The 26,152-nt window shown below is 50.7% G+C and carries 46 protein-coding genes and 1 pseudogene; 40 read left to right on the top strand and 7 right to left on the bottom strand.

Features of this window, described 5'->3' with window-relative positions:
* The 3 genes from NA197_RS23115 to bfr all read left to right on the top strand — a co-directional run.
* Positions 1-84 (top strand): hypothetical protein (locus NA197_RS23115; protein WP_000740160.1); only part of this gene is annotated, 84 nt, incomplete at its 5' end.
* 184 nt (positions 85-268) lie between these two features.
* Positions 269-463: a bacterioferritin-associated ferredoxin gene (gene bfd / locus NA197_RS23110; protein ID WP_000289082.1), complete on the top strand. Its 195-nt coding sequence runs from the start codon at positions 269-271 to the stop codon at positions 461-463.
* A 72-nt stretch (positions 464-535) separates the two neighbouring features.
* Entirely contained in the window at positions 536-1,012 is a 477-nt protein-coding gene (bfr, locus tag NA197_RS23105) for a bacterioferritin (protein ID WP_000675530.1), read from the top strand.
* On the opposite strand, the gene hopD is transcribed toward bfr, so the two are convergent.
* Positions 1,009-1,476 (bottom strand): prepilin peptidase, encoded by a 468-nt coding sequence (gene hopD, locus NA197_RS23100; protein ID WP_000495848.1) that lies wholly within the window; start codon positions 1,474-1,476, stop codon positions 1,009-1,011. The genes bfr and hopD overlap by 4 nt on opposite strands.
* 379 nt (positions 1,477-1,855) lie before the next feature.
* Between hopD and rpsJ the strand changes: the two genes are divergently transcribed.
* The 31 genes and pseudogenes from rpsJ to arfA form a co-directional block, all read left to right on the top strand.
* Entirely contained in the window at positions 1,856-2,167 is a 312-nt protein-coding gene (gene rpsJ, locus NA197_RS23095) for a 30S ribosomal protein S10 (RefSeq protein ID WP_001181005.1), read from the top strand.
* 32 nt (positions 2,168-2,199) lie between these two features.
* Positions 2,200-2,829, top strand: a complete 630-nt coding sequence (gene rplC, locus NA197_RS23090; RefSeq protein WP_000579838.1) for a 50S ribosomal protein L3 — start codon at positions 2,200-2,202, stop codon at positions 2,827-2,829.
* 10 nt (positions 2,830-2,839) lie between these two features.
* On the top strand, positions 2,840-3,445 hold the full coding sequence (gene rplD, locus NA197_RS23085) for a 50S ribosomal protein L4 (RefSeq protein ID WP_000424395.1): 606 nt from the start codon (positions 2,840-2,842) through the stop codon (positions 3,443-3,445).
* Positions 3,442-3,744, top strand: coding sequence for a 50S ribosomal protein L23 (gene rplW / locus NA197_RS23080; protein ID WP_000617546.1), 303 nt, complete (start codon positions 3,442-3,444; stop codon positions 3,742-3,744). Before rplD ends, rplW begins: the two co-directional genes overlap by 4 nt.
* A gap of 17 nt (positions 3,745-3,761) precedes the next feature.
* Positions 3,762-4,583 carry a 50S ribosomal protein L2 gene (gene rplB / locus NA197_RS23075; RefSeq protein ID WP_000301869.1) on the top strand — a complete coding sequence of 274 codons (822 nt, stop codon included), beginning with the start codon at positions 3,762-3,764 and terminating at the stop codon, positions 4,581-4,583.
* A gap of 16 nt (positions 4,584-4,599) precedes the next feature.
* Positions 4,600-4,878: a 30S ribosomal protein S19 gene (rpsS, locus tag NA197_RS23070; RefSeq protein WP_001138115.1), complete on the top strand. Its 279-nt coding sequence runs from the start codon at positions 4,600-4,602 to the stop codon at positions 4,876-4,878.
* A gap of 14 nt (positions 4,879-4,892) precedes the next feature.
* Positions 4,893-5,225, top strand: coding sequence for a 50S ribosomal protein L22 (gene rplV, locus NA197_RS23065; protein ID WP_000447529.1), 333 nt, complete (start codon positions 4,893-4,895; stop codon positions 5,223-5,225).
* A 17-nt stretch (positions 5,226-5,242) separates the two neighbouring features.
* Positions 5,243-5,944 (top strand): 30S ribosomal protein S3, encoded by a 702-nt coding sequence (gene rpsC / locus NA197_RS23060; RefSeq protein WP_000529945.1) that lies wholly within the window; start codon positions 5,243-5,245, stop codon positions 5,942-5,944.
* Positions 5,945-5,956: 12 nt separating this feature from the next.
* Entirely contained in the window at positions 5,957-6,367 is a 411-nt protein-coding gene (gene rplP / locus NA197_RS23055; protein WP_000941208.1) for a 50S ribosomal protein L16, read from the top strand.
* On the top strand, positions 6,367-6,558 hold the full coding sequence (rpmC, locus tag NA197_RS23050; RefSeq protein ID WP_000644742.1) for a 50S ribosomal protein L29: 192 nt from the start codon (positions 6,367-6,369) through the stop codon (positions 6,556-6,558). The genes rplP and rpmC overlap by 1 nt, the downstream gene beginning before the upstream one ends.
* On the top strand, positions 6,558-6,812 hold the full coding sequence (gene rpsQ / locus NA197_RS23045) for a 30S ribosomal protein S17 (RefSeq protein ID WP_000130101.1): 255 nt from the start codon (positions 6,558-6,560) through the stop codon (positions 6,810-6,812). The genes rpmC and rpsQ overlap by 1 nt, the downstream gene beginning before the upstream one ends.
* Positions 6,813-6,975: 163 nt before the next feature.
* Positions 6,976-7,347, top strand: coding sequence for a 50S ribosomal protein L14 (gene rplN, locus NA197_RS23040; protein WP_000613954.1), 372 nt, complete (start codon positions 6,976-6,978; stop codon positions 7,345-7,347).
* A gap of 10 nt (positions 7,348-7,357) precedes the next feature.
* Positions 7,358-7,672 carry a 50S ribosomal protein L24 gene (gene rplX, locus NA197_RS23035; RefSeq protein WP_000729185.1) on the top strand — a complete coding sequence of 105 codons (315 nt, stop codon included), beginning with the start codon at positions 7,358-7,360 and terminating at the stop codon, positions 7,670-7,672.
* A gap of 14 nt (positions 7,673-7,686) precedes the next feature.
* Complete coding sequence (rplE, locus tag NA197_RS23030) at positions 7,687-8,226, top strand: 50S ribosomal protein L5 (RefSeq protein ID WP_001096206.1); 540 nt, start codon at positions 7,687-7,689, stop codon at positions 8,224-8,226.
* Positions 8,227-8,240: 14 nt separating this feature from the next.
* Positions 8,241-8,546 (top strand): 30S ribosomal protein S14, encoded by a 306-nt coding sequence (gene rpsN / locus NA197_RS23025; RefSeq protein ID WP_001118932.1) that lies wholly within the window; start codon positions 8,241-8,243, stop codon positions 8,544-8,546.
* Between the two features lie 33 nt (positions 8,547-8,579).
* Positions 8,580-8,972, top strand: coding sequence for a 30S ribosomal protein S8 (gene rpsH, locus NA197_RS23020; protein WP_000062611.1), 393 nt, complete (start codon positions 8,580-8,582; stop codon positions 8,970-8,972).
* A gap of 12 nt (positions 8,973-8,984) precedes the next feature.
* The gene (gene rplF / locus NA197_RS23015) at positions 8,985-9,518 is read left to right on the top strand and encodes a 50S ribosomal protein L6 (RefSeq protein ID WP_000091939.1); all 534 of its coding nucleotides are present in this window, start codon (positions 8,985-8,987) and stop codon (positions 9,516-9,518) included.
* 9 nt (positions 9,519-9,527) lie between these two features.
* Positions 9,528-9,881: a 50S ribosomal protein L18 gene (gene rplR, locus NA197_RS23010; protein WP_000358956.1), complete on the top strand. Its 354-nt coding sequence runs from the start codon at positions 9,528-9,530 to the stop codon at positions 9,879-9,881.
* Between the two features lie 14 nt (positions 9,882-9,895).
* On the top strand, positions 9,896-10,399 hold the full coding sequence (gene rpsE, locus NA197_RS23005) for a 30S ribosomal protein S5 (RefSeq protein ID WP_000940121.1): 504 nt from the start codon (positions 9,896-9,898) through the stop codon (positions 10,397-10,399).
* Positions 10,400-10,402: 3 nt separating this feature from the next.
* Complete coding sequence (gene rpmD, locus NA197_RS23000; RefSeq protein ID WP_001140434.1) at positions 10,403-10,582, top strand: 50S ribosomal protein L30; 180 nt, start codon at positions 10,403-10,405, stop codon at positions 10,580-10,582.
* Positions 10,583-10,585: 3 nt separating this feature from the next.
* Entirely contained in the window at positions 10,586-11,020 is a 435-nt protein-coding gene (gene rplO, locus NA197_RS22995) for a 50S ribosomal protein L15 (RefSeq protein ID WP_001238917.1), read from the top strand.
* 7 nt (positions 11,021-11,027) lie between these two features.
* Positions 11,028-12,359 (top strand): preprotein translocase subunit SecY, encoded by a 1,332-nt coding sequence (gene secY / locus NA197_RS22990; protein ID WP_001118864.1) that lies wholly within the window; start codon positions 11,028-11,030, stop codon positions 12,357-12,359.
* Between the two features lie 31 nt (positions 12,360-12,390).
* Positions 12,391-12,507 (top strand): 50S ribosomal protein L36, encoded by a 117-nt coding sequence (gene rpmJ, locus NA197_RS22985; protein ID WP_000868187.1) that lies wholly within the window; start codon positions 12,391-12,393, stop codon positions 12,505-12,507.
* 146 nt (positions 12,508-12,653) lie between these two features.
* A complete protein-coding gene (gene rpsM, locus NA197_RS22980) occupies positions 12,654-13,010 on the top strand; it encodes a 30S ribosomal protein S13 (RefSeq protein ID WP_000090780.1) in 357 nt (118 codons plus the stop codon).
* A 16-nt stretch (positions 13,011-13,026) separates the two neighbouring features.
* Entirely contained in the window at positions 13,027-13,416 is a 390-nt protein-coding gene (gene rpsK / locus NA197_RS22975; RefSeq protein WP_001029758.1) for a 30S ribosomal protein S11, read from the top strand.
* Positions 13,417-13,449: 33 nt separating this feature from the next.
* Positions 13,450-14,070, top strand: coding sequence for a 30S ribosomal protein S4 (gene rpsD / locus NA197_RS22970; protein ID WP_000135226.1), 621 nt, complete (start codon positions 13,450-13,452; stop codon positions 14,068-14,070).
* A 25-nt stretch (positions 14,071-14,095) separates the two neighbouring features.
* A complete protein-coding gene (locus NA197_RS22965; RefSeq protein WP_001162094.1) occupies positions 14,096-15,085 on the top strand; it encodes a DNA-directed RNA polymerase subunit alpha in 990 nt (329 codons plus the stop codon).
* Positions 15,086-15,125: 40 nt separating this feature from the next.
* On the top strand, positions 15,126-15,509 hold the full coding sequence (gene rplQ, locus NA197_RS22960) for a 50S ribosomal protein L17 (protein WP_001216370.1): 384 nt from the start codon (positions 15,126-15,128) through the stop codon (positions 15,507-15,509).
* Between the two features lie 107 nt (positions 15,510-15,616).
* Positions 15,617-15,985, top strand: coding sequence for a DUF1992 domain-containing protein (locus tag NA197_RS22955; protein ID WP_000266515.1), 369 nt, complete (start codon positions 15,617-15,619; stop codon positions 15,983-15,985).
* 10 nt (positions 15,986-15,995) lie between these two features.
* Entirely contained in the window at positions 15,996-16,421 is a 426-nt protein-coding gene (gene zntR, locus NA197_RS22950; RefSeq protein ID WP_023254966.1) for a Zn(2+)-responsive transcriptional regulator, read from the top strand.
* A gap of 57 nt (positions 16,422-16,478) precedes the next feature.
* Positions 16,479-16,682, top strand: a pseudogene (arfA, locus tag NA197_RS22945) (alternative ribosome-rescue factor ArfA); the annotation flags it as partial.
* 1 nt (position 16,683) lies between these two features.
* On the opposite strand, the gene mscL reads toward arfA, so the two are convergent.
* The 5 genes from mscL to def all read right to left on the bottom strand — a co-directional run bounded on the left by mscL (position 16,684) and on the right by def (position 21,450).
* Positions 16,684-17,097, bottom strand: a complete 414-nt coding sequence (mscL, locus tag NA197_RS22940) for a large-conductance mechanosensitive channel protein MscL (RefSeq protein WP_000008119.1) — start codon at positions 17,095-17,097, stop codon at positions 16,684-16,686.
* Positions 17,098-17,238: 141 nt separating this feature from the next.
* The gene (gene trkA / locus NA197_RS22935) at positions 17,239-18,615 is read right to left on the bottom strand and encodes a Trk system potassium transporter TrkA (RefSeq protein WP_000691374.1); all 1,377 of its coding nucleotides are present in this window, start codon (positions 18,613-18,615) and stop codon (positions 17,239-17,241) included.
* 21 nt (positions 18,616-18,636) lie between these two features.
* Positions 18,637-19,926, bottom strand: a complete 1,290-nt coding sequence (gene rsmB / locus NA197_RS22930; RefSeq protein WP_064043491.1) for a 16S rRNA (cytosine(967)-C(5))-methyltransferase RsmB — start codon at positions 19,924-19,926, stop codon at positions 18,637-18,639.
* A 51-nt stretch (positions 19,927-19,977) separates the two neighbouring features.
* The gene (fmt, locus tag NA197_RS22925; RefSeq protein WP_001727352.1) at positions 19,978-20,925 is read right to left on the bottom strand and encodes a methionyl-tRNA formyltransferase; all 948 of its coding nucleotides are present in this window, start codon (positions 20,923-20,925) and stop codon (positions 19,978-19,980) included.
* Positions 20,926-20,940: 15 nt separating this feature from the next.
* A complete protein-coding gene (gene def / locus NA197_RS22920; RefSeq protein ID WP_000114987.1) occupies positions 20,941-21,450 on the bottom strand; it encodes a peptide deformylase in 510 nt (169 codons plus the stop codon).
* 131 nt (positions 21,451-21,581) lie between these two features.
* Between def and dprA the strand changes: the two genes are divergently transcribed.
* Genes dprA through NA197_RS22890 form a run of 6 tightly spaced genes read left to right on the top strand, consistent with a single transcriptional unit; the run spans position 21,582 to position 25,374 of the window.
* On the top strand, positions 21,582-22,706 hold the full coding sequence (gene dprA, locus NA197_RS22915) for a DNA-protecting protein DprA (RefSeq protein ID WP_000124529.1): 1,125 nt from the start codon (positions 21,582-21,584) through the stop codon (positions 22,704-22,706).
* Complete coding sequence (gene smg / locus NA197_RS22910) at positions 22,678-23,151, top strand: DUF494 family protein Smg (RefSeq protein ID WP_000460663.1); 474 nt, start codon at positions 22,678-22,680, stop codon at positions 23,149-23,151. The genes dprA and smg overlap by 29 nt, the downstream gene beginning before the upstream one ends.
* Before the next feature lie 26 nt (positions 23,152-23,177).
* Positions 23,178-23,720, top strand: a complete 543-nt coding sequence (locus NA197_RS22905; protein WP_001129708.1) for a DNA topoisomerase family protein — start codon at positions 23,178-23,180, stop codon at positions 23,718-23,720.
* 4 nt (positions 23,721-23,724) lie between these two features.
* Positions 23,725-24,297 (top strand): L-threonylcarbamoyladenylate synthase type 1 TsaC, encoded by a 573-nt coding sequence (tsaC, locus tag NA197_RS22900; RefSeq protein ID WP_001063613.1) that lies wholly within the window; start codon positions 23,725-23,727, stop codon positions 24,295-24,297.
* Between the two features lie 4 nt (positions 24,298-24,301).
* Positions 24,302-25,120, top strand: coding sequence for a shikimate dehydrogenase (gene aroE / locus NA197_RS22895; RefSeq protein WP_438796704.1), 819 nt, complete (start codon positions 24,302-24,304; stop codon positions 25,118-25,120).
* Positions 25,117-25,374, top strand: coding sequence for a DUF1488 domain-containing protein (locus NA197_RS22890; protein ID WP_001070576.1), 258 nt, complete (start codon positions 25,117-25,119; stop codon positions 25,372-25,374). The genes aroE and NA197_RS22890 overlap by 4 nt, the downstream gene beginning before the upstream one ends.
* On the opposite strand, the gene NA197_RS22885 is transcribed toward NA197_RS22890, so the two are convergent.
* The gene (locus tag NA197_RS22885; protein ID WP_001285635.1) at positions 25,350-25,904 is read right to left on the bottom strand and encodes a gamma carbonic anhydrase family protein; all 555 of its coding nucleotides are present in this window, start codon (positions 25,902-25,904) and stop codon (positions 25,350-25,352) included. The genes NA197_RS22890 and NA197_RS22885 overlap by 25 nt on opposite strands.
* Positions 25,905-26,152: the final 248 nt, after the last annotated feature.

Here is a 26,152-nt window from a genome sequence, read left to right as displayed (position 1 = left end):
GCAATGGACGACGGTCTGCGTTTCGCAATCCGTGAAGGCGGCCGTACCGTTGGCGCGGGCGTTGTTGCTAAAGTTCTGGGCTAATTACTCGTTAATTAGTTTTGAATTGAAGAGGGCGCTTCGGCGCCCTTTTTGTTGCCTGCTATTTAGCCGCTGTTATATTTATTCACCCTTTTTAACGCTTCTCCCGTGGCGTAAATCGCTTTGTGCTATTGTAATCATAACCATTCTCATTTACACTTTGTGCGGAAATTGAACGGGAGCGATCATGTACGTTTGTTTGTGTAATGGTATAAGCGATAAAAAAATCCGCCAGGCTGTACGACAATTTCATCCGCAGTCATTTCAACAGTTGCGTAAATTTATTCCTGTGGGAAATCAATGTGGTAAGTGTATTCGCGCCGCGCGAGAAGTGATGCAGGATGAGTTAACGCAAATGCCGGAATTTAAAGAGATCGCCTGAGTCACACTCTTTTTTTTGACATCCCTGTAGCCCCATCTACGCTCTAGAGAGTGGAAGCGGAGGGACTATAAAATGAAAGGTGATGTTAAAATCATAAATTATCTCAATAAACTATTGGGAAATGAGCTTGTCGCAATTAATCAGTATTTTCTTCATGCCCGTATGTTCAAAAACTGGGGGCTGACCCGGCTTAATGATGTTGAGTACCATGAATCCATTGATGAGATGAAACACGCCGATAAGTATATTGAGCGTATTTTATTTCTGGAAGGCATACCGAACCTACAGGATCTGGGCAAGCTGGGCATCGGTGAAGATGTCGAAGAGATGCTACGATCGGATCTCCGGCTCGAACTGGAAGGCGCAAAAGATCTACGTGAGGCAATAGCCTATGCCGATAGCGTTCATGATTATGTCAGCCGGGATATGATGATTGAAATTCTTGCCGACGAGGAAGGCCACATCGACTGGCTGGAAACTGAGCTGGATTTGATTGCCAAACTTGGTATGCAAAATTATCTGCAATCACAAATTAAGGTGACCGATTAACCGTCTGGAAAGAAAACTTTCCAACCTGTTATGAAACCCGCCACCGCCAGCCATGGCCCAAAAGGTAGCGGGTTTATTAATGCCGATTTACCTCTCACCAGTAGCGCGACGCCAAACCCGCCACAGGCCAACATAGCGGCAAGGAAAACCAGTAACGGCAGTGTTTCCCAACAATGCCACGCCCCTAAGGCAGCGAGGTACTTGACGTCGCCATATCCAAGCCCCTCTTTCTGATAACGCAGGCGATAGCCCCAGTAAATTAACGCGAATCCGCCATAGCCGGCGATAGCACCCCAAAGCGCATCCGGTAAACGCTCCGGCAGGCAAATCTGGTGATAAAGCAGACCACCCCACAGTAATGGACAGGTAAACCGGTCAGGCAGCAGACCGGTACGCGCGTCGTATATGCCAAGTAATAAAGAGAACGACGCATAAAAAATGAGAAAGGGGAGGGCAACAAACATAAGCAAATCCTCGTCAAGGCTTGTGCTCACCTTTATAGATTTATGCGACAGCGACAACGACGTATTGCCAGGTTTGCCTGATGCCTTCCAAAGAAAAGGTGCGCGTTGCCATCCCATGCGTACCATCTGGAATCATGCTCGCATAAGAATAAAGCGCTTAATTTCTATCCGACACTTGCGTCAGGCTGAGATTTACGTATAATGCGCGGGCTTGTCGTAATTGACGGCAGGTTCGATTTGAACCTCGAATAGCCGATTTGGCTATTTAACAATGCTCCCAATCGGGGAGCTACGTAAGAACGGTTACACTCTCCCATCAATCGTAATGGGTGTGAGGAGTAATCATTTTCGTTTATAAAATAATTGGAGCTCTGGTCTCATGCAGAACCAAAGAATCCGTATCCGCCTGAAAGCGTTTGATCATCGTCTGATCGATCAATCAACCGCGGAAATCGTCGAGACTGCCAAGCGCACTGGTGCGCAGGTTCGCGGTCCGATCCCGCTGCCGACCCGCAAAGAGCGCTTTACCGTTCTGATCTCTCCGCACGTTAACAAAGATGCGCGCGATCAGTACGAAATTCGCACTCACAAGCGTCTGGTTGACATCGTTGAGCCAACCGAGAAAACCGTTGATGCTCTGATGCGTCTGGACCTGGCTGCCGGTGTAGACGTGCAGATCAGCCTGGGTTAATCAGGTCATCGAGCGATTGAGAGGTTGATACAATGATTGGTTTAGTCGGTAAAAAAGTGGGTATGACCCGCATCTTCACTGAAGATGGCGTCTCTATCCCAGTAACCGTAATCGAAGTTGAAGCAAACCGTGTTACTCAGGTTAAAGACCTGGCTAACGATGGCTACCGCGCTGTTCAGGTTACTACGGGTGCTAAAAAAGCTAACCGTGTCACCAAGCCGGAAGCGGGTCACTTTGCTAAAGCTGGCGTAGAAGCTGGCCGTGGTCTGTGGGAATTCCGTCTGGCTGAAGGCGAAGAATACACCGTAGGTCAGAGCATCAGCGTTGAACTGTTTGCTGACGTTAAAAAAGTTGACGTAACCGGTACCTCTAAAGGTAAAGGTTTCGCTGGTACCGTTAAGCGCTGGAACTTCCGTACCCAGGACGCTACTCACGGTAACTCCTTGTCTCACCGCGTTCCGGGTTCTATCGGTCAGAACCAGACTCCGGGCAAAGTGTTCAAAGGCAAGAAAATGGCAGGTCAGATGGGTAATGAGCGTGTAACCGTTCAGAGCCTTGACGTAGTACGCGTTGACGCTGAGCGCAACCTGCTGCTGGTTAAGGGTGGTGTTCCGGGTGCAACCGGTTGCGACCTGATCGTTAAACCAGCTGTGAAGGCGTAAGGGGATAGCAATGGAATTAGTATTGAAAGACGCGCAGAGCGCGCTGACTGTTTCCGAAACTACCTTCGGTCGTGATTTCAACGAAGCGCTGGTTCACCAGGTTGTTGTTGCTTATGCAGCTGGTGCTCGTCAGGGTACTCGTGCTCAGAAGACTCGTGCTGAAGTAACTGGTTCCGGTAAAAAACCGTGGCGCCAGAAAGGCACTGGCCGTGCGCGTTCAGGTTCTATCAAGAGCCCGATCTGGCGTTCCGGTGGCGTGACCTTCGCTGCTCGTCCGCAGGACCACAGTCAAAAAGTTAACAAGAAGATGTACCGCGGCGCGCTGAAAAGCATCCTGTCCGAACTGGTACGTCAGGATCGTCTGATCGTTGTCGAGAAGTTCTCTGTAGAAGCGCCGAAAACTAAGCTGCTGGCACAGAAACTGAAAGACATGGCTCTGGAAGATGTGCTGATCATCACCGGTGAGCTGGACGAGAACCTGTTCCTGGCCGCACGTAACCTGCACAAGGTTGACGTACGCGATGCGACTGGTATCGACCCGGTTAGCCTGATCGCCTTCGACAAAGTCGTAATGACTGCTGATGCTGTTAAGCAAGTTGAGGAGATGCTGGCATGATTCGTGAAGAACGTCTGCTGAAGGTGCTGCGCGCACCGCACGTTTCTGAAAAAGCGTCTACTGCGATGGAAAAAACTAACACCATCGTTCTCAAAGTTGCTAAAGACGCGACCAAAGCAGAAATCAAAGCTGCTGTGCAGAAACTGTTTGAAGTCGAAGTCGAAGTCGTTAACACCCTGGTCGTTAAAGGGAAAGTTAAACGTCACGGACAGCGTATCGGTCGTCGTAGCGACTGGAAAAAAGCTTACGTCACCCTGAAAGAAGGCCAGAATCTGGACTTCGTCGGCGGCGCTGAGTAAGTCGGAGGAGTAATACAATGGCAGTTGTTAAATGTAAACCGACATCTCCGGGTCGTCGCCACGTCGTTAAAGTGGTCAACCCAGAGCTGCACAAGGGCAAACCTTTTGCTCCGCTGGTTGAAAAAAACAGCAAATCCGGTGGTCGTAACAACAATGGCCGTATCACCACTCGTCATATCGGTGGTGGTCACAAACAGGCTTATCGTATTGTTGACTTCAAACGCAACAAAGACGGTATCCCGGCAGTTGTTGAACGTCTTGAGTACGATCCGAACCGTTCCGCGAACATCGCGCTGGTTCTGTACAAAGACGGCGAACGCCGTTACATCCTGGCCCCGAAAGGCCTGAAAGCTGGCGACCAGATTCAGTCTGGCGTTGATGCTGCAATCAAAGCAGGCAACACCCTGCCGATGCGCAATATCCCGGTTGGTTCTACCGTTCATAACGTAGAAATGAAACCAGGTAAAGGCGGTCAGCTGGCACGTTCCGCTGGTACTTACGTTCAGATCGTTGCTCGCGATGGCGCTTATGTCACCCTGCGTCTGCGTTCTGGTGAAATGCGTAAAGTCGAAGCAGACTGCCGTGCAACCCTGGGCGAAGTTGGCAATGCTGAGCATATGCTGCGCGTTCTGGGTAAAGCAGGTGCTGCACGCTGGCGTGGCGTTCGTCCTACCGTTCGCGGTACTGCGATGAACCCAGTAGACCACCCACATGGTGGTGGTGAAGGTCGTAACTTTGGTAAGCACCCGGTAACTCCGTGGGGCGTTCAGACCAAAGGTAAGAAGACCCGCAGCAACAAGCGTACTGATAAATTCATCGTACGTCGCCGTAGCAAATAATTTTAGAGGATAAGCCATGCCACGTTCTCTCAAGAAAGGTCCTTTTATTGACCTGCACTTGCTGAAGAAGGTAGAGAAAGCGGTGGAAAGCGGAGACAAGAAGCCCCTGCGCACCTGGTCCCGTCGTTCAACGATCTTTCCTAACATGATCGGTTTGACCATCGCTGTCCATAATGGTCGTCAGCACGTTCCGGTATTTGTTTCCGACGAAATGGTCGGTCACAAACTGGGTGAATTCGCACCGACTCGTACTTATCGCGGCCACGCTGCTGATAAAAAAGCGAAGAAGAAATAAGGTAGGAGGAAGAGATGGAAACTATCGCTAAACATCGCCATGCTCGTTCTTCTGCTCAGAAGGTTCGCCTTGTTGCTGACCTGATTCGCGGTAAGAAAGTGTCGCAGGCTCTGGATATTCTGACCTACACCAACAAGAAAGCGGCTGTACTGGTCAAGAAAGTTCTGGAATCTGCCATTGCTAACGCTGAACACAACGATGGCGCTGACATTGACGATCTGAAAGTTACGAAAATTTTCGTAGACGAAGGCCCGAGCATGAAGCGCATTATGCCGCGTGCAAAAGGTCGTGCAGATCGCATCCTGAAGCGCACCAGCCACATCACTGTGGTTGTGTCCGATCGCTGAGACTCTGGAGACTAGCAATGGGTCAGAAAGTACATCCTAATGGTATTCGCCTGGGTATTGTAAAACCATGGAACTCTACCTGGTTTGCGAACACCAAAGAATTCGCTGACAACCTGGACAGCGATTTTAAAGTACGTCAGTACCTGACGAAGGAACTGGCTAAAGCGTCTGTATCTCGTATCGTTATCGAGCGTCCGGCTAAGAGCATCCGTGTGACTATTCACACCGCTCGCCCGGGTATCGTTATCGGTAAAAAAGGTGAAGACGTAGAAAAACTGCGTAAGGTCGTAGCGGATATCGCTGGCGTTCCTGCACAGATCAACATCGCCGAAGTTCGTAAACCTGAACTGGACGCTAAACTGGTTGCTGACAGCATCACTTCTCAGCTGGAACGTCGCGTTATGTTCCGTCGTGCGATGAAGCGTGCTGTACAGAACGCCATGCGTCTGGGCGCTAAAGGTATCAAAGTTGAAGTTAGCGGCCGTCTGGGCGGCGCGGAAATCGCACGTACCGAATGGTACCGCGAAGGTCGCGTACCGCTGCACACTCTGCGTGCTGACATCGACTACAACACCTCTGAAGCGCACACCACTTATGGTGTAATCGGCGTTAAAGTGTGGATCTTCAAAGGCGAGATCCTGGGTGGTATGGCTGCTGTTGAACAACCGGAAAAACCGGCTGCTCAACCGAAAAAGCAGCAGCGTAAAGGCCGTAAATAAGGAGCGTCGCTGATGTTACAACCAAAGCGTACAAAATTCCGTAAAATGCACAAAGGCCGCAACCGTGGTCTGGCTGCAGGCGCGGATGTTAGCTTCGGCAGCTTCGGCCTGAAAGCTGTTGGCCGTGGTCGTCTGACTGCCCGTCAGATCGAAGCAGCACGTCGTGCTATGACCCGTGCAGTTAAGCGTCAAGGTAAGATCTGGATCCGTGTATTCCCGGACAAACCGATCACTGAAAAGCCGCTGGCAGTGCGTATGGGTAAAGGTAAAGGTAACGTGGAGTATTGGGTTGCCTTGATTCAGCCGGGTAAAGTCCTGTATGAAATGGACGGCGTACCGGAAGAGCTGGCCCGTGAAGCATTCAAGCTGGCAGCAGCGAAACTGCCGATTAAAACCACCTTTGTAACTAAGACGGTGATGTAATGAAAGCAAAAGAGCTGCGTGAGAAGAGCGTTGAAGAGCTGAACACCGAGCTACTGAACCTGCTGCGTGAGCAGTTCAACCTGCGTATGCAGGCTGCAAGTGGCCAGCTGCAACAGTCTCACCTGTTGAAGCAAGTGCGTCGTGATGTCGCACGCGTTAAGACTTTACTGACTGAGAAGGCGGGTGCGTAATGACCGATAAAATCCGTACTCTGCAAGGTCGCGTGGTTAGCGACAAAATGGAGAAATCCATTGTTGTTGCTATCGAACGTTTTGTGAAACACCCGATCTACGGTAAATTCATCAAGCGTACGACCAAAATGCACGTACATGACGAGAACAACGAATGCGGTATCGGCGACGTGGTTGAAATCCGCGAATGCCGTCCGCTGTCCAAGACCAAATCCTGGACTCTGGTTCGCGTTGTAGAGAAAGCGGTTCTGTAATACAGTACGCATTCTCAACGAATAAACGGCTCAGCGATGGGCCGTTTATTTTTTCTACCCATATCTGATTTGCGGTGTTATAATGCCGCGCCCTCGATATGGGGTTTTTTTAACGACCTGATTTTCGGGTCTCAGTAGTAGTTGACATTAGCGGAGCACTAAAATGATCCAAGAACAGACTATGCTGAACGTCGCCGACAACTCCGGTGCACGTCGCGTAATGTGTATCAAGGTTCTGGGTGGCTCGCACCGTCGCTACGCAGGCGTAGGCGACATCATTAAGATCACCATCAAAGAAGCGATTCCGCGTGGTAAGGTCAAAAAAGGTGATGTGCTGAAGGCGGTAGTGGTGCGCACCAAGAAGGGTGTTCGTCGCCCGGACGGTTCTGTCATTCGCTTCGATGGTAATGCATGCGTTATTTTAAACAATAACAGCGAGCAGCCTATCGGTACGCGTATTTTTGGGCCGGTAACTCGTGAACTTCGTAACGAGAAGTTCATGAAAATTATCTCTCTGGCACCAGAAGTACTCTAAGGAGCGAATCATGGCAGCGAAAATCCGTCGTGATGACGAAGTTATCGTGTTAACCGGTAAAGATAAAGGTAAACGCGGTAAAGTTAAGAATGTCCTGTCTTCCGGCAAGGTCATTGTTGAAGGTATCAACCTGGTTAAGAAACACCAGAAGCCGGTTCCGGCTCTGAACCAACCGGGCGGCATCGTTGAAAAAGAAGCTGCAATTCAGGTTTCTAACGTTGCAATCTTCAATGCGGCAACCGGCAAGGCTGACCGTGTAGGCTTTAGATTCGAAGACGGCAAAAAAGTCCGTTTCTTCAAGTCTAACAGCGAAACTATCAAGTAATTTGGAGTAGTACGATGGCGAAACTGCATGATTACTACAAAGACGAAGTAGTTAACAAACTCATGACTGAGTTTAACTACAATTCTGTCATGCAAGTCCCTCGGGTCGAGAAGATCACCCTGAACATGGGTGTTGGTGAAGCGATCGCTGACAAGAAACTGCTGGATAACGCAGCAGCAGACCTGACAGCAATCTCCGGTCAAAAACCGTTGATCACCAAAGCACGCAAATCTGTTGCAGGCTTCAAAATCCGTCAGGGCTATCCGATCGGCTGTAAAGTAACTCTGCGTGGCGAACGCATGTGGGAGTTCTTTGAGCGCCTGATCACTATTGCTGTTCCTCGTATCCGTGACTTCCGTGGCTTGTCCGCTAAGTCATTCGACGGTCGTGGTAACTACAGCATGGGTGTCCGTGAGCAGATCATCTTCCCAGAAATCGACTACGATAAAGTCGACCGCGTTCGTGGTTTGGATATTACCATTACCACTACTGCGAAATCTGACGAAGAAGGCCGTGCTCTGCTGGCTGCCTTTGACTTCCCGTTCCGCAAGTAAGGTAGGGTTACTAAATGGCTAAGCAATCAATGAAAGCACGCGAAGTAAAACGCGTAGCTTTAGCTGATAAATACTTCGCGAAACGCGCTGAACTGAAAGCGATCATCTCTGATGTGAACGCAACCGACGAAGATCGTTGGAATGCGGTTCTTAAGCTGCAGACTCTGCCGCGTGATTCCAGCCCGTCACGTCAGCGTAACCGCTGCCGTCAAACTGGTCGTCCGCACGCTTTCCTGCGGAAGTTCGGGTTGAGCCGTATTAAGGTCCGTGAAGCCGCTATGCGCGGTGAAATTCCGGGTCTGAAAAAGGCTAGCTGGTAATTGTCACCAATTGAATCACGGGAGTAAAGACAGATGAGCATGCAAGATCCGATCGCGGATATGCTGACCCGTATCCGTAACGGTCAGGCCGCGAACAAAGCTGCGGTCACCATGCCTTCCTCCAAGCTGAAAGTGGCAATTGCCAACGTGCTGAAGGAAGAAGGTTTTATTGAAGATTTTAAAGTTGAAGGCGACACCAAGCCGGAACTGGAACTGACTCTTAAGTATTTCCAGGGTAAAGCTGTTGTAGAAAGCATTCAGCGTGTCAGCCGCCCAGGTCTGCGCATCTACAAACGTAAAGATGAGCTGCCGAAAGTTATGGCCGGTCTGGGTATCGCAGTTGTTTCTACCTCTAAAGGTGTTATGACTGATCGTGCAGCGCGCCAGGCTGGTCTTGGTGGCGAAATTATCTGCTACGTAGCCTAATCGGAGGAAAAAATGTCTCGTGTTGCTAAAGCACCGGTCGTTGTTCCTGCCGGCGTTGATGTCAAAATCAACGGTCAGGTTATTACGATCAAAGGTAAAAACGGCGAGCTGACTCGTACTCTCAACGATGCTGTTGAAGTTAAACATGCAGATAATGCACTGACCTTCGGTCCGCGTGATGGTTACGCAGACGGTTGGGCACAGGCTGGTACCGCGCGTGCCCTGCTGAACTCAATGGTTATCGGTGTTACCGAAGGCTTCACTAAGAAGCTGCAGCTGGTTGGTGTAGGTTATCGTGCAGCGGTTAAAGGGAATGTAGTAAACCTGTCTTTAGGTTTCTCTCACCCGGTTGACCATCAGCTGCCGGCAGGTATCACTGCTGAATGTCCGACTCAAACTGAAATCGTGCTGAAAGGCGCTGATAAGCAGGTGATCGGCCAGGTTGCAGCAGATCTGCGCGCCTACCGTCGTCCTGAGCCTTACAAAGGCAAGGGTGTTCGTTACGCCGACGAAGTCGTGCGTACCAAAGAGGCTAAGAAGAAGTAAGGTAACACTATGGATAAGAAATCTGCTCGTATCCGTCGTGCGACCCGCGCACGCCGCAAGCTCAAAGAGCTGGGCGCAACTCGCCTGGTGGTACATCGTACCCCGCGTCATATTTACGCACAGGTAATTGCACCGAACGGTTCTGAAGTTCTGGTAGCTGCTTCTACTGTAGAAAAAGCTATCGCTGAACAACTGAAGTACACCGGTAACAAAGACGCGGCTGCAGCTGTGGGTAAAGCTGTCGCTGAACGCGCTCTGGAAAAAGGCATCAAAGATGTGTCCTTTGACCGTTCCGGGTTCCAATATCATGGTCGTGTCCAGGCACTGGCAGATGCTGCCCGTGAAGCTGGCCTTCAGTTCTAAGGTAGAGGTGTAAGATGGCTCACATCGAAAAACAAGCTGGCGAACTGCAGGAAAAGCTGATCGCGGTAAACCGCGTATCTAAAACCGTTAAAGGTGGTCGTATTTTCTCCTTCACAGCTCTGACTGTAGTAGGCGATGGTAACGGTCGCGTAGGTTTTGGTTACGGTAAAGCGCGTGAAGTTCCAGCAGCGATCCAGAAAGCGATGGAAAAAGCCCGTCGCAATATGATTAACGTCGCGCTGAACAACGGCACCCTGCAGCACCCGGTTAAAGGTGTTCACACGGGGTCTCGTGTATTCATGCAGCCAGCTTCCGAAGGTACCGGTATCATCGCCGGTGGTGCAATGCGCGCCGTTCTGGAAGTTGCTGGGGTTCATAACGTTCTGGCTAAAGCATACGGTTCCACCAACCCGATCAACGTGGTTCGTGCAACTATTGATGGCCTGGAAAATATGAATTCTCCAGAAATGGTCGCTGCCAAGCGTGGTAAATCCGTTGAAGAAATTCTGGGGAAATAAACCATGGCAAAGACTATTAAAATTACTCAAACCCGCAGTGCAATCGGTCGTCTGCCGAAACACAAGGCAACGCTGCTTGGCCTGGGTCTGCGTCGTATTGGCCACACCGTAGAGCGCGAGGATACTCCTGCTGTTCGTGGTATGGTCAACGCGGTTTCCTTCATGGTTAAAGTTGAGGAGTAAGAGATGCGTTTAAATACTCTGTCTCCGGCCGAAGGCTCCAAAAAGGCGGGTAAACGCCTGGGTCGTGGTATCGGTTCTGGCCTCGGTAAAACCGGTGGTCGTGGTCACAAAGGTCAGAAGTCTCGTTCTGGCGGTGGCGTACGTCGCGGTTTCGAGGGTGGTCAGATGCCTCTGTACCGTCGTCTGCCGAAATTCGGCTTCACTTCTCGCAAAGCAGCGATTACAGCCGAAGTTCGTCTGTCTGACCTGGCGAAAGTAGAAGGCGGCGTTGTAGACCTGAACACGCTGAAAGCGGCAAACATTATCGGTATCCAGATCGAGTTCGCGAAAGTGATCCTGGCTGGCGAAGTCACTACTCCGGTAACTGTTCGTGGCCTGCGTGTTACTAAAGGCGCTCGTGCTGCTATCGAAGCTGCTGGCGGTAAAATCGAGGAATAAGTAGCAGATGGCTAAACAACCGGGATTAGATTTTCAAAGTGCCAAAGGTGGCTTAGGTGAGCTGAAACGCAGACTGCTGTTTGTTATCGGCGCGCTGATTGTGTTCCGTATTGGCTCTTTTATTCCGATCCCTGGTATTGATGCCGCTGTACTTGCCAAACTGCTTGAGCAACAGCGAGGCACCATCATTGAAATGTTTAACATGTTCTCTGGTGGTGCTCTCAGCCGTGCTTCTATCTTTGCCCTGGGGATCATGCCGTATATTTCGGCGTCGATCATTATCCAGCTGTTGACGGTGGTTCATCCAACGCTGGCAGAAATTAAGAAAGAAGGGGAGTCTGGTCGTCGTAAGATCAGCCAGTACACCCGTTACGGTACTCTGGTGCTGGCGATATTCCAGTCGATCGGTATTGCTACCGGTTTGCCGAATATGCCTGGTATGCAGGGCCTGGTGATGAATCCAGGCTTTGCATTCTATTTCACCGCTGTTGTAAGTCTGGTTACAGGGACGATGTTCCTGATGTGGCTCGGCGAACAGATTACTGAGCGCGGTATCGGTAACGGTATCTCAATCATCATCTTCGCTGGTATCGTTGCGGGACTCCCGCCAGCCATTGCCCATACTATCGAGCAAGCGCGTCAAGGCGACCTGCACTTCCTCGTGTTGCTGTTGGTTGCAGTATTAGTATTTGCAGTGACGTTCTTTGTAGTATTCGTTGAACGTGGTCAACGCCGTATTGTGGTAAACTACGCCAAACGTCAGCAAGGTCGTCGTGTCTATGCTGCACAGAGCACACATTTACCGCTGAAAGTGAATATGGCGGGGGTAATCCCGGCAATCTTCGCTTCCAGTATTATTCTGTTCCCGGCGACCATCGCGTCATGGTTCGGGGGCGGTACTGGTTGGAACTGGCTGACAACAATTTCGCTGTATTTGCAGCCTGGGCAACCGCTTTATGTGTTACTCTATGCGTCTGCAATCATCTTCTTCTGTTTCTTCTACACGGCGTTGGTTTTCAACCCGCGTGAAACAGCAGATAACCTGAAGAAGTCCGGTGCATTTGTACCAGGAATTCGTCCGGGAGAGCAAACGGCGAAGTATATCGATAAAGTAATGACCCGCCTGACCCTGGTTGGTGCGCTGTATATTACCTTTATCTGCCTGATCCCGGAGTTCATGCGTGATGCAATGAAAGTGCCGTTCTACTTCGGTGGGACCTCACTGCTTATCGTTGTTGTCGTGATTATGGACTTTATGGCTCAAGTGCAAACTCTGATGATGTCCAGTCAGTATGAGTCTGCATTGAAGAAGGCGAACCTGAAAGGCTACGGCCGTTAATTGGTCGCCTGAGAAGTTACGGAGAGTAAAAATGAAAGTTCGTGCTTCCGTCAAGAAATTATGCCGTAACTGCAAAATCGTTAAGCGTGATGGTGTCATCCGTGTGATTTGCAGTGCCGAGCCGAAGCATAAACAGCGCCAAGGCTGATTTTTTCGCATATTTTTCTTGCAAAGTTGGGTTGAGCTGGCTAGATTAGCCAGCCAATCTTTTGTATGTCTGTACGTTTCCATTTGAGTATCCTGAAAACGGGCTTTTCAGCATGGTACGTACATATTAAATAGTAGGAGTGCATAGTGGCCCGTATAGCAGGCATTAACATTCCTGATCAGAAACACGCCGTGATCGCGTTAACTTCGATCTACGGTGTCGGCAAGACCCGTTCTAAAGCCATCCTGGCTGCAGCGGGTATCGCTGAAAATGTTAAGATCAGTGAGCTGTCTGAAGAACAAATCGACACGCTGCGTGACGAAGTTGCCAAATTTGTCGTTGAAGGTGATCTGCGCCGTGAAATCAGCATGAGCATCAAGCGCCTGATGGATCTTGGTTGCTATCGCGGTTTGCGTCATCGTCGTGGTCTCCCGGTTCGCGGTCAGCGTACCAAGACCAACGCTCGTACCCGTAAGGGTCCGCGCAAACCGATCAAGAAATAATCGGGGTGATTGAATAATGGCAAAGGCACCAGTTCGCGCACGTAAACGTGTAAGAAAACAAGTCTCTGACGGCGTGGCTCATATCCATGCTTCTTTCAACAACACCATCGTGACTATTACCGATCGTCAGGGTAATGCGCTGGGTTGGGCAACAGCCGGTGGTTCCGGTTTCCGTGGTTCTCGCAAATCCACTCCGTTTGCAGCTCAGGTTGCAGCAGAGCGTTGCGCTGACGCCGTGAAAGAATACGGTATCAAGAATCTGGAAGTTATGGTTAAAGGTCCGGGTCCAGGCCGCGAATCTACTATTCGTGCTCTGAACGCCGCTGGTTTCCGCATCACTAATATTACTGATGTGACTCCGATCCCTCATAACGGTTGTCGTCCGCCGAAAAAACGTCGCGTATAACGCTTCGTTTTCCAGGTTAGTTGGAGAAAGAAAATGGCAAGATATTTGGGTCCTAAGCTCAAGCTGAGCCGTCGTGAGGGCACCGACTTATTCCTTAAGTCTGGCGTTCGCGCGATCGATACCAAGTGTAAAATTGAACAAGCTCCTGGCCAGCACGGTGCGCGTAAGCCGCGTCTGTCTGACTATGGTGTGCAGTTGCGTGAAAAGCAAAAAGTTCGCCGCATTTACGGTGTGCTGGAGCGTCAGTTCCGTAACTACTACAAAGAAGCAGCACGTCTGAAAGGCAACACCGGTGAAAACCTGTTGGCTCTGCTGGAAGGTCGTCTGGACAACGTTGTATACCGTATGGGCTTCGGCGCCACTCGTGCGGAAGCACGTCAGCTGGTTAGCCATAAAGCAATTATGGTAAACGGTCGTGTTGTTAACATCGCTTCTTATCAGGTTAGTCCGAATGACGTTGTTAGCATTCGTGAGAAAGCGAAGAAGCAGTCTCGCGTGAAAGCCGCTCTGGAGCTGGCTGAGCAGCGTGAAAAGCCAACCTGGCTGGAAGTTGATGCTGGCAAGATGGAAGGTACGTACAAGCGTAAGCCTGAGCGTTCTGATCTGTCTGCGGACATTAACGAACACCTGATCGTCGAGCTTTACTCCAAGTAAAGCTTAGTACCAAAGAGAGGACACAATGCAGGGTTCTGTGACAGAGTTTCTAAAACCGCGCCTGGTAGATATCGAGCAAGTGAGTTCGACGCACGCCAAGGTGACCCTTGAGCCTTTAGAGCGTGGCTTCGGCCATACTCTGGGTAACGCACTGCGCCGTATTCTGCTCTCATCGATGCCGGGTTGCGCGGTGACCGAGGTTGAGATTGATGGTGTACTACATGAGTACAGCACCAAAGAAGGCGTTCAGGAAGACATCCTGGAAATCCTGCTCAACCTGAAAGGGCTGGCGGTGAGAGTTCAGGGTAAAGATGAAGTTATTCTTACCTTGAATAAATCTGGCATTGGCCCTGTGACTGCAGCCGATATCACCCATGATGGGGATGTCGAAATCGTCAAGCCGCAGCACGTGATCTGCCACCTGACCGATGAAAACGCGTCTATTAGTATGCGTATCAAAGTTCAGCGCGGTCGTGGTTATGTGCCGGCTTCTACCCGAATTCATTCGGAAGAAGATGAGCGCCCAATCGGCCGTCTGCTGGTCGACGCCTGCTACAGCCCTGTAGAGCGTATTGCCTACAATGTTGAAGCAGCGCGTGTAGAACAGCGTACCGACCTGGACAAGCTGGTCATCGAAATGGAAACCAACGGCACAATCGATCCTGAAGAGGCGATTCGTCGTGCGGCAACCATCCTGGCTGAACAACTGGAAGCTTTCGTTGATTTACGTGATGTACGTCAACCGGAAGTGAAAGAAGAGAAACCAGAATTCGATCCGATCCTGCTGCGCCCTGTTGACGATCTGGAATTGACTGTCCGCTCTGCTAACTGCCTCAAGGCAGAAGCTATCCACTATATCGGTGATCTGGTACAGCGTACCGAGGTTGAGCTTCTTAAGACGCCTAACCTGGGTAAAAAATCTCTTACCGAGATTAAAGACGTGCTGGCTTCCCGTGGACTGTCTCTGGGTATGCGCCTGGAAAACTGGCCACCGGCAAGCATCGCTGACGAGTAACCGGATCACAGGTTAAGGTTTTACTGAGAAGGATAAGGTCATGCGCCATCGTAAGAGTGGTCGTCAACTGAACCGCAACAGCAGCCATCGCCAGGCTATGTTCCGCAACATGGCAGGTTCACTGGTTCGTCATGAAATCATCAAGACGACCCTGCCTAAAGCGAAAGAGCTGCGTCGCGTAGTTGAGCCGCTGATTACTCTTGCCAAGACTGATAGCGTTGCTAATCGTCGTCTGGCATTCGCCCGTACTCGTGATAACGAGATCGTGGCAAAACTGTTTAACGAGCTGGGCCCGCGTTTCGCGAGCCGCGCCGGTGGTTACACTCGCATTCTGAAGTGTGGCTTCCGTGCAGGCGACAACGCGCCGATGGCATACATCGAGCTGGTTGATCGTTCAGAGAAAACAGAAGCTGCTGCAGAGTAATCTGTAGTAACGTAAAAAAACCCGCTTCGGCGGGTTTTTTTATACCCTCCTGAACCCCACATATCTACAATAATTGTATTCTTTTCGTTCAATCCCTGGAGCGACGTATGTGGTTACTTGACCAGTGGGCAGAGCGTCATATTATCGAGGCACAGCGTAAAGGCGAGTTTGATAATCTGCCTGGCCGCGGCGAGCCGCTTATTCTGGATGATGATTCTCATGTGCCGGCGGAACTTCGTGCGGGTTATCGCTTACTCAAGAATGCGGGCTGTCTTCCCCCTGAACTGGAGCAGCGCAGAGATGCTATTCAGTTACTTGATATCCTCAACAGTATCCGGGAAGATGACCCTCGATACCATCAGGTTAGTCGCCAGCTCTCGCTGCTTGAACTAAAACTTCGGCAGGCTGGGTTGAGTACCGACTTTTTACACGGTGAGTATGCAGAAAAACTGCTGCATAAAATCAACGATAATTAACGGAGCTTGTATGTATCGCATTGGTGAGCTGGCAAAGCTGGCAGACGTAACGCCTGATACCATTCGCTACTATGAAAAACAGCAGATGATGGATCATGAGGTACGTACTGAAGGCGGGTTTCGTCTGTATACCGAAAACGATCTGCAGCGTCTCAAGTTTATTCGTTATGCGCGGCAGTTGGGTTTCACGCTTGAGTCGATCCGCGAACTTTTATCGATCAGAATTGATCCTGAGCACCATACCTGTCAGGAGTCAAAAAGTATTGTGCAAGAACGATTGCAGGAGGTTGAAGCCAGGATTGCGGAACTGCAAACGATGCAGCGTTCGTTACAAAGGCTTAATGATACTTGCTGCGGAACGGCCCACAGTAGCGTCTATTGTTCCATTCTGGAAGCCCTGGAACAGGGGGCCAGTGGAGCGAAATCGGGATGTTGATTTATTGAACCGGCGGGGCTACACTCGCGCCGTTAATTTATACAATCGGGAGACATTATGAGTCGTTATCAACATAAGAAAGGGCAGATAAAGGACAATGCCATCGAGGCATTACTGCACGATCCCCTTTTCAGGCAACGCGTTGAAAAAAATAAGAAAGGCAAAGGAAGTTATCTGCGTAAAGGTAAACACGGTAATCGAGGGAACTGGGAGGCCAGTGGCAAGAAAGTGAATCACTTTTTTACCACTGGCCTTCTGCTTATTAAGAACGGTTATTTTGTTCTTTCAGCAGATCGCGGATTTCGCCCAATAACACTTCCTCTTTAGAAGGCGCTGGCGGAGCTGCCGGCTCTTCTGCTTTTTTACGGTTGAGTCTGTTGATAAGCTTAATGGCAACAAAGATAGCAAAGGCCACAATCACAAAATCAAATACGTTCTGGATAAACACGCCGTAATGCATGACGACCGCCGGAATATCTCCCTGCGCTTCGCGTAACGTAAAAGCAAATTGTTTAAAGTCGATCCCGCCGATTAACAATCCCAACGGCGGCATAATGATATCGGCAACCAGTGAAGAAACAATCTTACCGAATGCCGCGCCAATAATGACACCCACTGCCAAATCCACAACATTCCCGCGCATCGCGAATTCGCGAAATTCTTTAATAAAACTCATTTTTATTCTCCCTATGCAGCTGACGTTATAAGTTTAACAAATGCTAAGGCATTTTCCATTTACGGCTTCTGTTTAGCGAAATAAATTAAACCTTGATAAATAAAGGGAATTAAAAAGGGCGCTGAATGAGCGCCCCTTAAATTAGAGGAAGAAAGGACTTGGCTGGAACAGGCGTTCGACGTCGGTAATAAACTTTTTATCGGTCAAAAACATAATGACGTGATCGCCTTGTTCAATGCGCAAATTGTCATTAGCGATCATGACATCATTACCGCGAACCACCGCGCCAATAATGGTGCCTGGCGGCAGTTTAATTTCGTCAATGACGCGGCCAACCACGCGGGAAGTGCTTTCATCGCCGTGCGCGACGGCTTCGATGGCTTCGGCAACCCCGCGACGTAGTGAGGAAACGCCGACGATATCCGCTTTACGCACATGGCTCAGTAATGCAGAGATGGTGGCCTGCTGCGGAGAAATCGCAATATCTATAACGCTACCCTGCACAAGATCGACATAAGCGCGACGTTGGATCAACACCATCACTTTCTTGGCGCCCATCCGCTTAGCCAACATCGCGGACATGATATTGGCTTCATCATCGTTAGTGACCGCGATAAAGAGATCGACCTGATCAATATGCTCCTCCGCCAGCAATTCCTGATCGGAAGCGTCGCCAAAAAAGACGATCGTGTTTTGCAGTTTCTCAGCCAATTCTGCGGCGCGTTGTTGATCGCGTTCGATCAATTTAACGCTATAGTCTTTTTCCAGACGCCTTGCCAGCCCGGCGCCGATATTGCCGCCGCCCACCAGCATGATGCGCTTGTAGGGTTTTTCCAGACGCTGTAATTCGCTCATTACTGCACGGATATGCTGTGAAGCCGCAATAAAGAAGACTTCATCCCCTGCTTCCACGATAGTCGAGCCCTGAGGACGGATTGGTCTGTCATGGCGGAAAATTGCGGCAACGCGGGTATCGATATGCGGCATATGCTCTCGCATTGTCGAGAGCGCGTTACCTATTAGTGGACCGCCATAGTAGGCTTTAACTACTGCCAGACTGACTTTCCCTTCGGCAAAGTTTACAACCTGTAATGCTCCCGGATACTCGATCAGGCGATAAATATTATCGATAACCAACTGCTCCGGCGCGATCAGATGATCAATCGGAACCGCTTCAGAATGAAAGAGTTTATCCGCATCGCGAACATAGTCCGGGGAGCGAATGCGGGCGATACGGTTTGGAGTGTTGAAGAGTGAATAGGCTACCTGGCAGGCAACCATATTAGTTTCATCTGAACTGGTGACAGCGACCAGCATATCCGCATCGTCAGCGCCCGCTTCGCGCAACACGCGGGGATGCGAACCATGCCCCTGAACTACGCGTAGATCGAACTTATCTTGCAAACTGCGTAACCGTTCGCCGTTGGTATCAACCACCGTGATGTCGTTGTTTTCGCCGACCAGGTTTTCCGCCAGTGTTCCGCCAACTTGCCCTGCGCCCAGTATGATAATTTTCATCAGTCGTGGCCCGTTATCTCATCACTTTTTGATTAGCTTAGCGTAAAAGAACCCATCACCTTCTTCGCCGCCCGGCAGATTTTGCTGTCCTGGCTGATCAGGTGTTCCCGTTTCGCTGAGCGCGGCATCGGGAGTGCGTTGCAAAAAGGTTTTGATCTGATCGCGGTTTTCTTCCGGCAGTACGGAACAGGTGGCGTAAACCAGCGTCCCGCCGGGCTTCAGGCGCGGCCAGACGGCATCAAGAATTTCCGCCTGTAATTGCGCCAGTTCCGTGATATCGCGATCGCGACGCAGCCATTTGATATCTGGATGACGGCGAATGACGCCGGTTGCGGAGCAGGGCGCATCCAGCAGAATACGGTCAAACTGCTGTTCGCCGCACCATTGGGCGGGATAACGTCCATCCCCTTGTTTAACTGTCGCTTTCATCCCAAGACGCTTTAGGTTGTCGTAAACGCGGGAGAGTCGTTGTTCATCAATATCAACCGCCAACACATCTGCTTCGGGGGCCACTTCGAGAATATGCGTGGTTTTACCGCCGGGCGCGGCGCACAAGTCTAAAATGTGCTCACCGTTCTGAGGAGCGAGAAAAACCGCACATCCCTGCGCAGAGGCATCCTGGACAGTTACCCAACCCTCAGCAAAACCGGGTAAAGCATGTACCGGAGCTGGCGTTTCCAGACGTACAGCGTCGGGATAATCGGGATGGGGATATCCCTTCATGCCTGCGTCTTCAAGTAAGCCAAGCCAATCGTCGCGGGTGTGGTGTGTACGATTTACACGTAGCCACATCGGTGGACGCTGGTTATTCGCTTCAATAATGTGTTGCCACTGTGTGGGGTAAGCATTTTGCAAACGCTTTACCAGCCAACCTGGATGTAAAAAGCGCGCATCGCTGGTCGCAAACTCATTAAGCAACGTTTCCTGCTGGCGCTGAAACTGGCGCAGGACGCCGTTAATTAACCCTTTCAACTGCGGACGTTTGATGGAGACCGCGCCTTCAACGGTTTCAGCCAGCGCCGCATGGGGAGGAACGCGGGTGTACAGCAACTGATAAAAGCCGACCATAATTAAGTAATGCACTGTACGCTGCTTGCCGGTCATTGGACGAGACATTAGCTTATTGATCAGCCATTCCAGCTGTGAAAGGGTGCGCAGGACGCCAAAGCACAGCTCCTGAAGTAGCGCTTTGTCTTTATCAGCGACTTTTTGTTGCAGCGGCGGGAGCACATTACTTAATGATTGTCCCTGCTCGACGACCTGTTCAACGGCCTGTGCTGCCAGACTACGTAAATTGTTTTGTTTTTTCATATGTATAAAATAAAAATGCCCGGTAACACCGGGCGTATAAAGACGTGATCGTCAGGCAAGACGGTTACCAGGAATAAACCATTCCCGGCGTGAATTTAACAGATCCTGGGCGCTCATCGCTTTTTTGCCGGCAGGCTGAAGCGAAAGCAAATTTAATATCCCCTTGCCTGTTGCAACCTGGATGCCCTGTTTCGTCGCGGCCAGAATAGTTCCCGGCAGCGACTGCGTGGCGTCCTCAATGACGGATGCCTGCCAGACTTTTACCGGCTGGCCGTCGATTTCCAGCCAGCTCATTGGCCACGGATTAAAGGCGCGAATGCAACGCTCCAGCTGTGCTGCGGAGAGAGACCAGTCGATACGCGCTTCTTCTTTACTGAGCTTTTCCGCATGAGTGACCAGCGCTTCATTCTGCGCTTCAGGCGCCGCTGTGCCGTCCGCCAGTTGTTTTAGTGTGGTAATTAACCCCTGCGGGCCAAGCTCAGCCAACTTATTATACAGTGAGCCACTGGTATCTTCTGCGGTAATCGGGCACGCAAGTTTATACAGCATGTCGCCGGTATCCAGCCCTACATCCATCTGCATAATTGTGACGCCGGTTTCCGCATCGCCTGCCCAGAGTGAGCGCTGAATAGGCGCCGCGCCGCGCCAGCGTGGAAGCAGCGAACCGTGAACGTTGATACATCCGAGACGGGGCATATCCAGCACTGCCTTTGGGAGAATCAGACCATATGCTACGACAACCATGACGTCGGCATGTAAGTCAGCCACCAGATGCTGGTTTTCCTGAGGACGAAGCGACACGGGCTGGAAAACGGGCAGGCCTTTTTCTTCCGCCAGCACTTTTACCGGGCTGGGCATCAACTTTTTGCCGCGACCTGCTGGACGATCGGGTTGGGTAAATACGCCGACAACGTTATGTCCAGAAGTTAACAGCGCGTCGAGATGACGCGCTGCAAAGTCAGGTGTACCCGCAAAAATAATACGTAGTGAATCTGACACGTTGGTTCTTGTCCTTTAAGCCCGGGCGTTCAGGCGGTCGAGTTTTTCTACTTTCTGACGAATACGTTGTTGCTTCAGCGGCGACAAATAATCGATAAACAGTTTACCGACCAGATGATCCATCTCATGCTGAATGCAGATTGCCAGCAAACCATCCGCTTCAAGTTCAAATGGGTTGCCGTCGCGATCCAGCGCGCGGATTTTCACTTTCTCGGCGCGCGGCACTAAAGCGCGCTGTTCCGGAATCGACAGACAGCCTTCTTCTATACCCGTTTCGCCACTTTTCTCCAGCAATTCCGGGTTAATGAGTACCAGGCGCTCGTCGCGGTTTTCCGAAACGTCAATCACGATGATCCGCTGGTGGATATCGACCTGCGTTGCGGCCAGACCGATACCTTCTTCCGCGTACATCGTTTCGAACATATCATCGACGATACGCTGAATTTCTGCATTCACTTCTTCAACCGGCTTTGCGACTTTGCGAAGGCGCTCGTCCGGAATATGTAACACTTGCAAAACTGACATAATTATCCAGAGTTGTGTTCAGGAGTTGAAAAGATTATTACCTCTATTCTAGACAAATCCCCACCTGATTGACAGCATCAGTGACCAATCGCAAAGATTGTTCAGACTGCTTGTGGCAGGGGAGGGAAAGGATGGCCCGTACCGAAATTTGGTTACGTTTAATGTACGTCGGCGACCTTTATGGCGAGGCGATGTTGAACATGGCGAACTCGCTTATTCGCCAGCCTCAGATAAATCGCACGCACCTTCAGGAGGCTGGTCTTACCGCGCGGCAAGCTGAACGTTTTTTACAGCTTCCAGCAGGTGTGCTTGATGAGACATTACGCTGGCTTGAACTACCGCAGCACCATTTTCTGTGTGCGGATAGTGAGATTTATCCTCCCCAACTGCGTGCTATTGACGATTATCCCGGCGCTATTTTTATTGACGGCGATCCTGCCTGTCTGCATACCTGCCAACTTGCCGTCGTAGGGAGCCGGAGCCACTCCTGGTATGGAGAACGCTGGGGACGTCTGCTTTGCGAAAGCCTTGCGAAAAGCGGTTTGACGATCACCAGCGGCCTTGCCCGGGGAATTGATGGCGTAGCACACAACGCCGCGGTGAGTATGGGGGGAAAAAGTGTAGCGGTGTTAGGGAATGGCTTGGCAAAGATTTATCCTCGCCGACATGCCATGCTGGCTGAAAACTTGATTGCCACCGGCGGCGCAGTGGTCTCAGAATTTCCGCTTTCAACGCCTCCGCTACCGCAACATTTTCCTCGCAGAAACCGTATCATCAGCGGACTGAGCAAAGGCGTGCTGGTAATCGAGGCGGCGTTGCGCAGCGGTTCGTTGGTGACGGCGCGCTGCGCGCTTGAACAGGGGCGGGACGTTTTTGCATTACCAGGCCCTATCGGTAGTCCGGGAAGCGAAGGCACACACTGGTTAATTAAACAAGGGGCCACGCTTGTGACGACGCCGGAGGATATTCTGGAAAATTTGCAATACGGCTTACACTGGTTGCCAACTACGGCGGAAAATTCACTTTATTCACTAAATCAGGATGAGGCGGCATTGCCATTTCCTGAGCTCCTGGCTAACGTAGGAGATGAGGTAACACCTGTTGACGTCGTCGCTGAACGTGCCGGCCAACCTGTGCCAGCGGTAGTGGCTCAGCTACTCGAACTGGAGTTAGCAGGATGGATCGCAGCTGTACCCGGCGGCTATGTCCGATTAAGGAGGGCAAGCCATGTTCGACGTACTAATGTATTTGTTTGAAACATACATCCATAACGAAGCCGAGCTGCGCGTGGATCAGGACAGACTGGAGCGTGATCTCACCGACGCTGGGTTTGATCGCGAAGACATCTACAATGCGCTGCTGTGGCTGGAAAAACTCGCTGACTATCAGGATGGCCTCGCGGAACCCATGCAACTTGCTTCCGACCCTCTTTCAATGCGCATTTATACGGTTGAAGAGTGTGAAAGGCTTGATGCCAGTTGCCGGGGGTTCCTGTTATTCCTTGAGCAGATTCAGGTGCTAAACCTCGAAACACGAGAAATGGTGATTGAGCGTGTGCTGGCGCTGGATACCGCAGAGTTTGACCTGGAAGACTTGAAATGGGTTATTTTGATGGTGTTATTCAACATTCCGGGCTGTGAAAACGCCTATCAGCAAATGGAAGAATTACTCTTTGAGGTAAATGAAGGTATGCTGCATTGATAGGTGTTAATGCTGCATGAGTGAATATGGCTAAATCAGCACTGTTTTCGGTGCGTAAAAATGAGCCCTGCCCGCAGTGCGGGGCCGAACTGGTAATTCGTTCCGGGAAACATGGTCCGTTTCTCGGCTGTTCTCGCTATCCGGAATGCGATTATGTTCGTCCGCTGAAAAGTCAGGCGGACGGGCATATCGTTAAAATTCTGGAGGGGCAACTGTGTCCTGAGTGTGGCGCCGTGCTGGTGCTACGTCAGGGGCGTTTTGGCATGTTCATCGGATGCAGTCAGTATCCGCAATGTGAACATACAGTGGTTATTGATAAACCGGATGAAACGGCGATAGCCTGTCCAGCCTGCCAGCAAGGACATTTGGTCCAGCGCCGTTCTCGTTACGGTAAAATCTTTCATTCCTGCGATCGCTACCCGGAATGTCAGTTCGTCATTAACTTCACACCGGTTGCGGGGGAATGCCCCGAGTGCCATTATCCGCTACTCATCGAAAAGAAAACCGCGCAGGGCGTGAAGCGCTTTTGCGCCAGTAAACAATGTGGAAAGCCGGTTCCGGTGGAATAAACAAGTGAATAATAACCTGCCAACAGGATCTATCGCCGCAGCGGTAGATCTCCTGAATAAAGAAAATGTCATCGCTTATCCAACAGAAGCCGTTTTCGGCGTCGGCTGCGATCCCGATAGTGAAACAGCCGTTACGCGCCTGTTGGCGTTAAAACAACGGCCCGTCGATAAGGGACTCATTTTGATTGCCGCCAGCTTTGAGCAGTTAAAACCTTATATTGATGACAGCATACTTACCGCCGCACAGCGTAAAGCAGTATTTGATTGCTGGCCCGGGCCGGTAACGTTTGTTTTTCCTGCGCCCGCGACAACGCCGCGGTGGCTCACGGGACGTTTTGATTCCCTGGCCGTTCGTGTTACCAATCACCCGCTGGTGGTCGCGCTATGCAATGCGTATGGCAAACCGCTGGTTTCCACCAGCGCCAATCTGAGCGGATTACCGCCATGTCGTACCGTTGAAGAGGTGCGTGCGCAATTTGGCGATGATTTTCCGGTGGTTGAAGGCGCAACGGGTGGGCGTCTAAATCCTTCAGAAATTCGCGATGCTCTGACGGGCGAACTGTTTCGACAGGGGTAATATGATGGAAACCTATGCTGTTTTTGGAAATCCGATTGCGCACAGCAAATCGCCATTTATTCATCAGCAATTTGCTCAGCAGCTAGATATTGTTCACCCCTATGGTCGCGTGCTGGCCCCTATTAATAATTTCATTAATACGCTTGATGCCTTTTTCGCGGCAGGGGGAAAAGGCGCAAACATCACAGTACCTTTTAAAGAGGAGGCGTTTGCGCGTTCGGATGAGTTAACGGAACGAGCATCGCTGGCGGGAGCCGTCAATACATTAAAACGGCTGGAAGATGGTCGTTTGCTTGGCGACAATACTGACGGTATCGGTTTATTAAGCGATCTCGAACGTTTAAATTTTATCCGCCCAGGATTGCGTGTTTTGCTGATTGGCGCGGGCGGCGCATCCCGGGGCGTGCTGTTACCCCTGCTTTCTTTGGATTGCGCGGTCACTATCACTAACCGTACAGCTTCACGTGCCGAAGCGTTGGCGAAAATCTTTGCTCATACCGGCAGCGTTCATGCCACGGATATGGACAAGCTGGATGGTTGTGAGTTTGACCTGATTATTAATGCGACCTCCAGCGGCATACGGGGCGAAATCCCGGCGATTCCGGCGTCACTTATTCACCCTTCCCTCTGTTGCTATGACATGTTCTATCAAAAAGGGAATACGCCCTTTCTCTCCTGGTGTGTACAACAGGGCGCAAAACGCTACGCAGATGGGCTGGGAATGCTGGTGGGGCAGGCTGCACATGCCGTTTTGCTTTGGCACGGTGTATTACCGCAGGTCGAGCCAGTGATTGAGCTGCTACAGCAGGAATTATTAGCGTGAACCAGGCCATACAATTTCCTGACCGCGAAGAATGGGATACTGCCGCCAGCGCTGTCATCTTTCCCGCCCTGGTTAATGGGATGCAACTCACGTGTGCAATAAAAAAAGATGTACTGGCGTATCGCTTTGGTGGAGAAACAGCGGAGCAATGGCTGACCATTTTTCGTGAGTATCGCTGGGACCTGGAAGAAGAGGCTGAAGCATTAATCCTGGCCCAGCAGGAAGACGATCACGGTTGGATATGGTTATCCTGAGAAAGATAGTCGTCTTTCCATTTTACATAGTTATTGGCGGAGTACTGCAGGCCCGATCTCTCAGCATCGCTCAGGGGGCGGATCTGTTTTACCGGACTGCCAAGATATAAATAGCCACTTTCCAGCCGTTTGTGCTGCGGCACCAGGCTTCCCGCACCAATCATTACGTCATCTTCTATTATCGCGCCATCCAGCACAATGGAGCCCATACCGACCAGTACGCGGTTACCGATGGTACAGCCGTGCAGCATAACTTTATGGCCAACGGTAACATCTTCGCCAATGATTAATGGGTTGCCGTGTGGATTGGATGGAGACTTGTGGGTTACGTGAAGAACGCTACCATCCTGAATGTTCGTACGAGCCCCTATCGCAACGTAATTCACATCGCCGCGAATTACCACAAGCGGCCAGATCCCGACATCATCCGCCAGACGGACATCGCCAATAACCACGCTGCTGGTATCGATCATCACGCGCTGACCGATTTCAGGAAAAAGATCCTTATAAGGACGTAATGTGTCAGACATGTCTACCTCATCATAAATGAATAGTCATGAAGACTTTGGTTGCTTTAACGGTGTTGTGCAAGGGGAGATAGCATCAAAAAATCGCCACTTTGCGCAGGAATGGAGCGAAAGGGATGAAAAATCAACAAACAGAAAAAAAGATCCAAAAAACGCTTGTGCAAAAAAATGGGATCCCTATAATGCGCCTCCATCGACACGGCGGATGTGAATCACTTCACACAAACAGCCGGTCGGTTGAAGAGAAAAAT

The organism is Salmonella sp. NW884 (genome assembly GCF_051700745.1).
Taxonomy (GTDB): domain Bacteria; phylum Pseudomonadota; class Gammaproteobacteria; order Enterobacterales; family Enterobacteriaceae; genus Salmonella; species Salmonella enterica.
The sequence above is the reverse complement of the archived record's forward strand: the minus strand, read 5'-3'. Positions and strand labels throughout refer to the sequence as shown.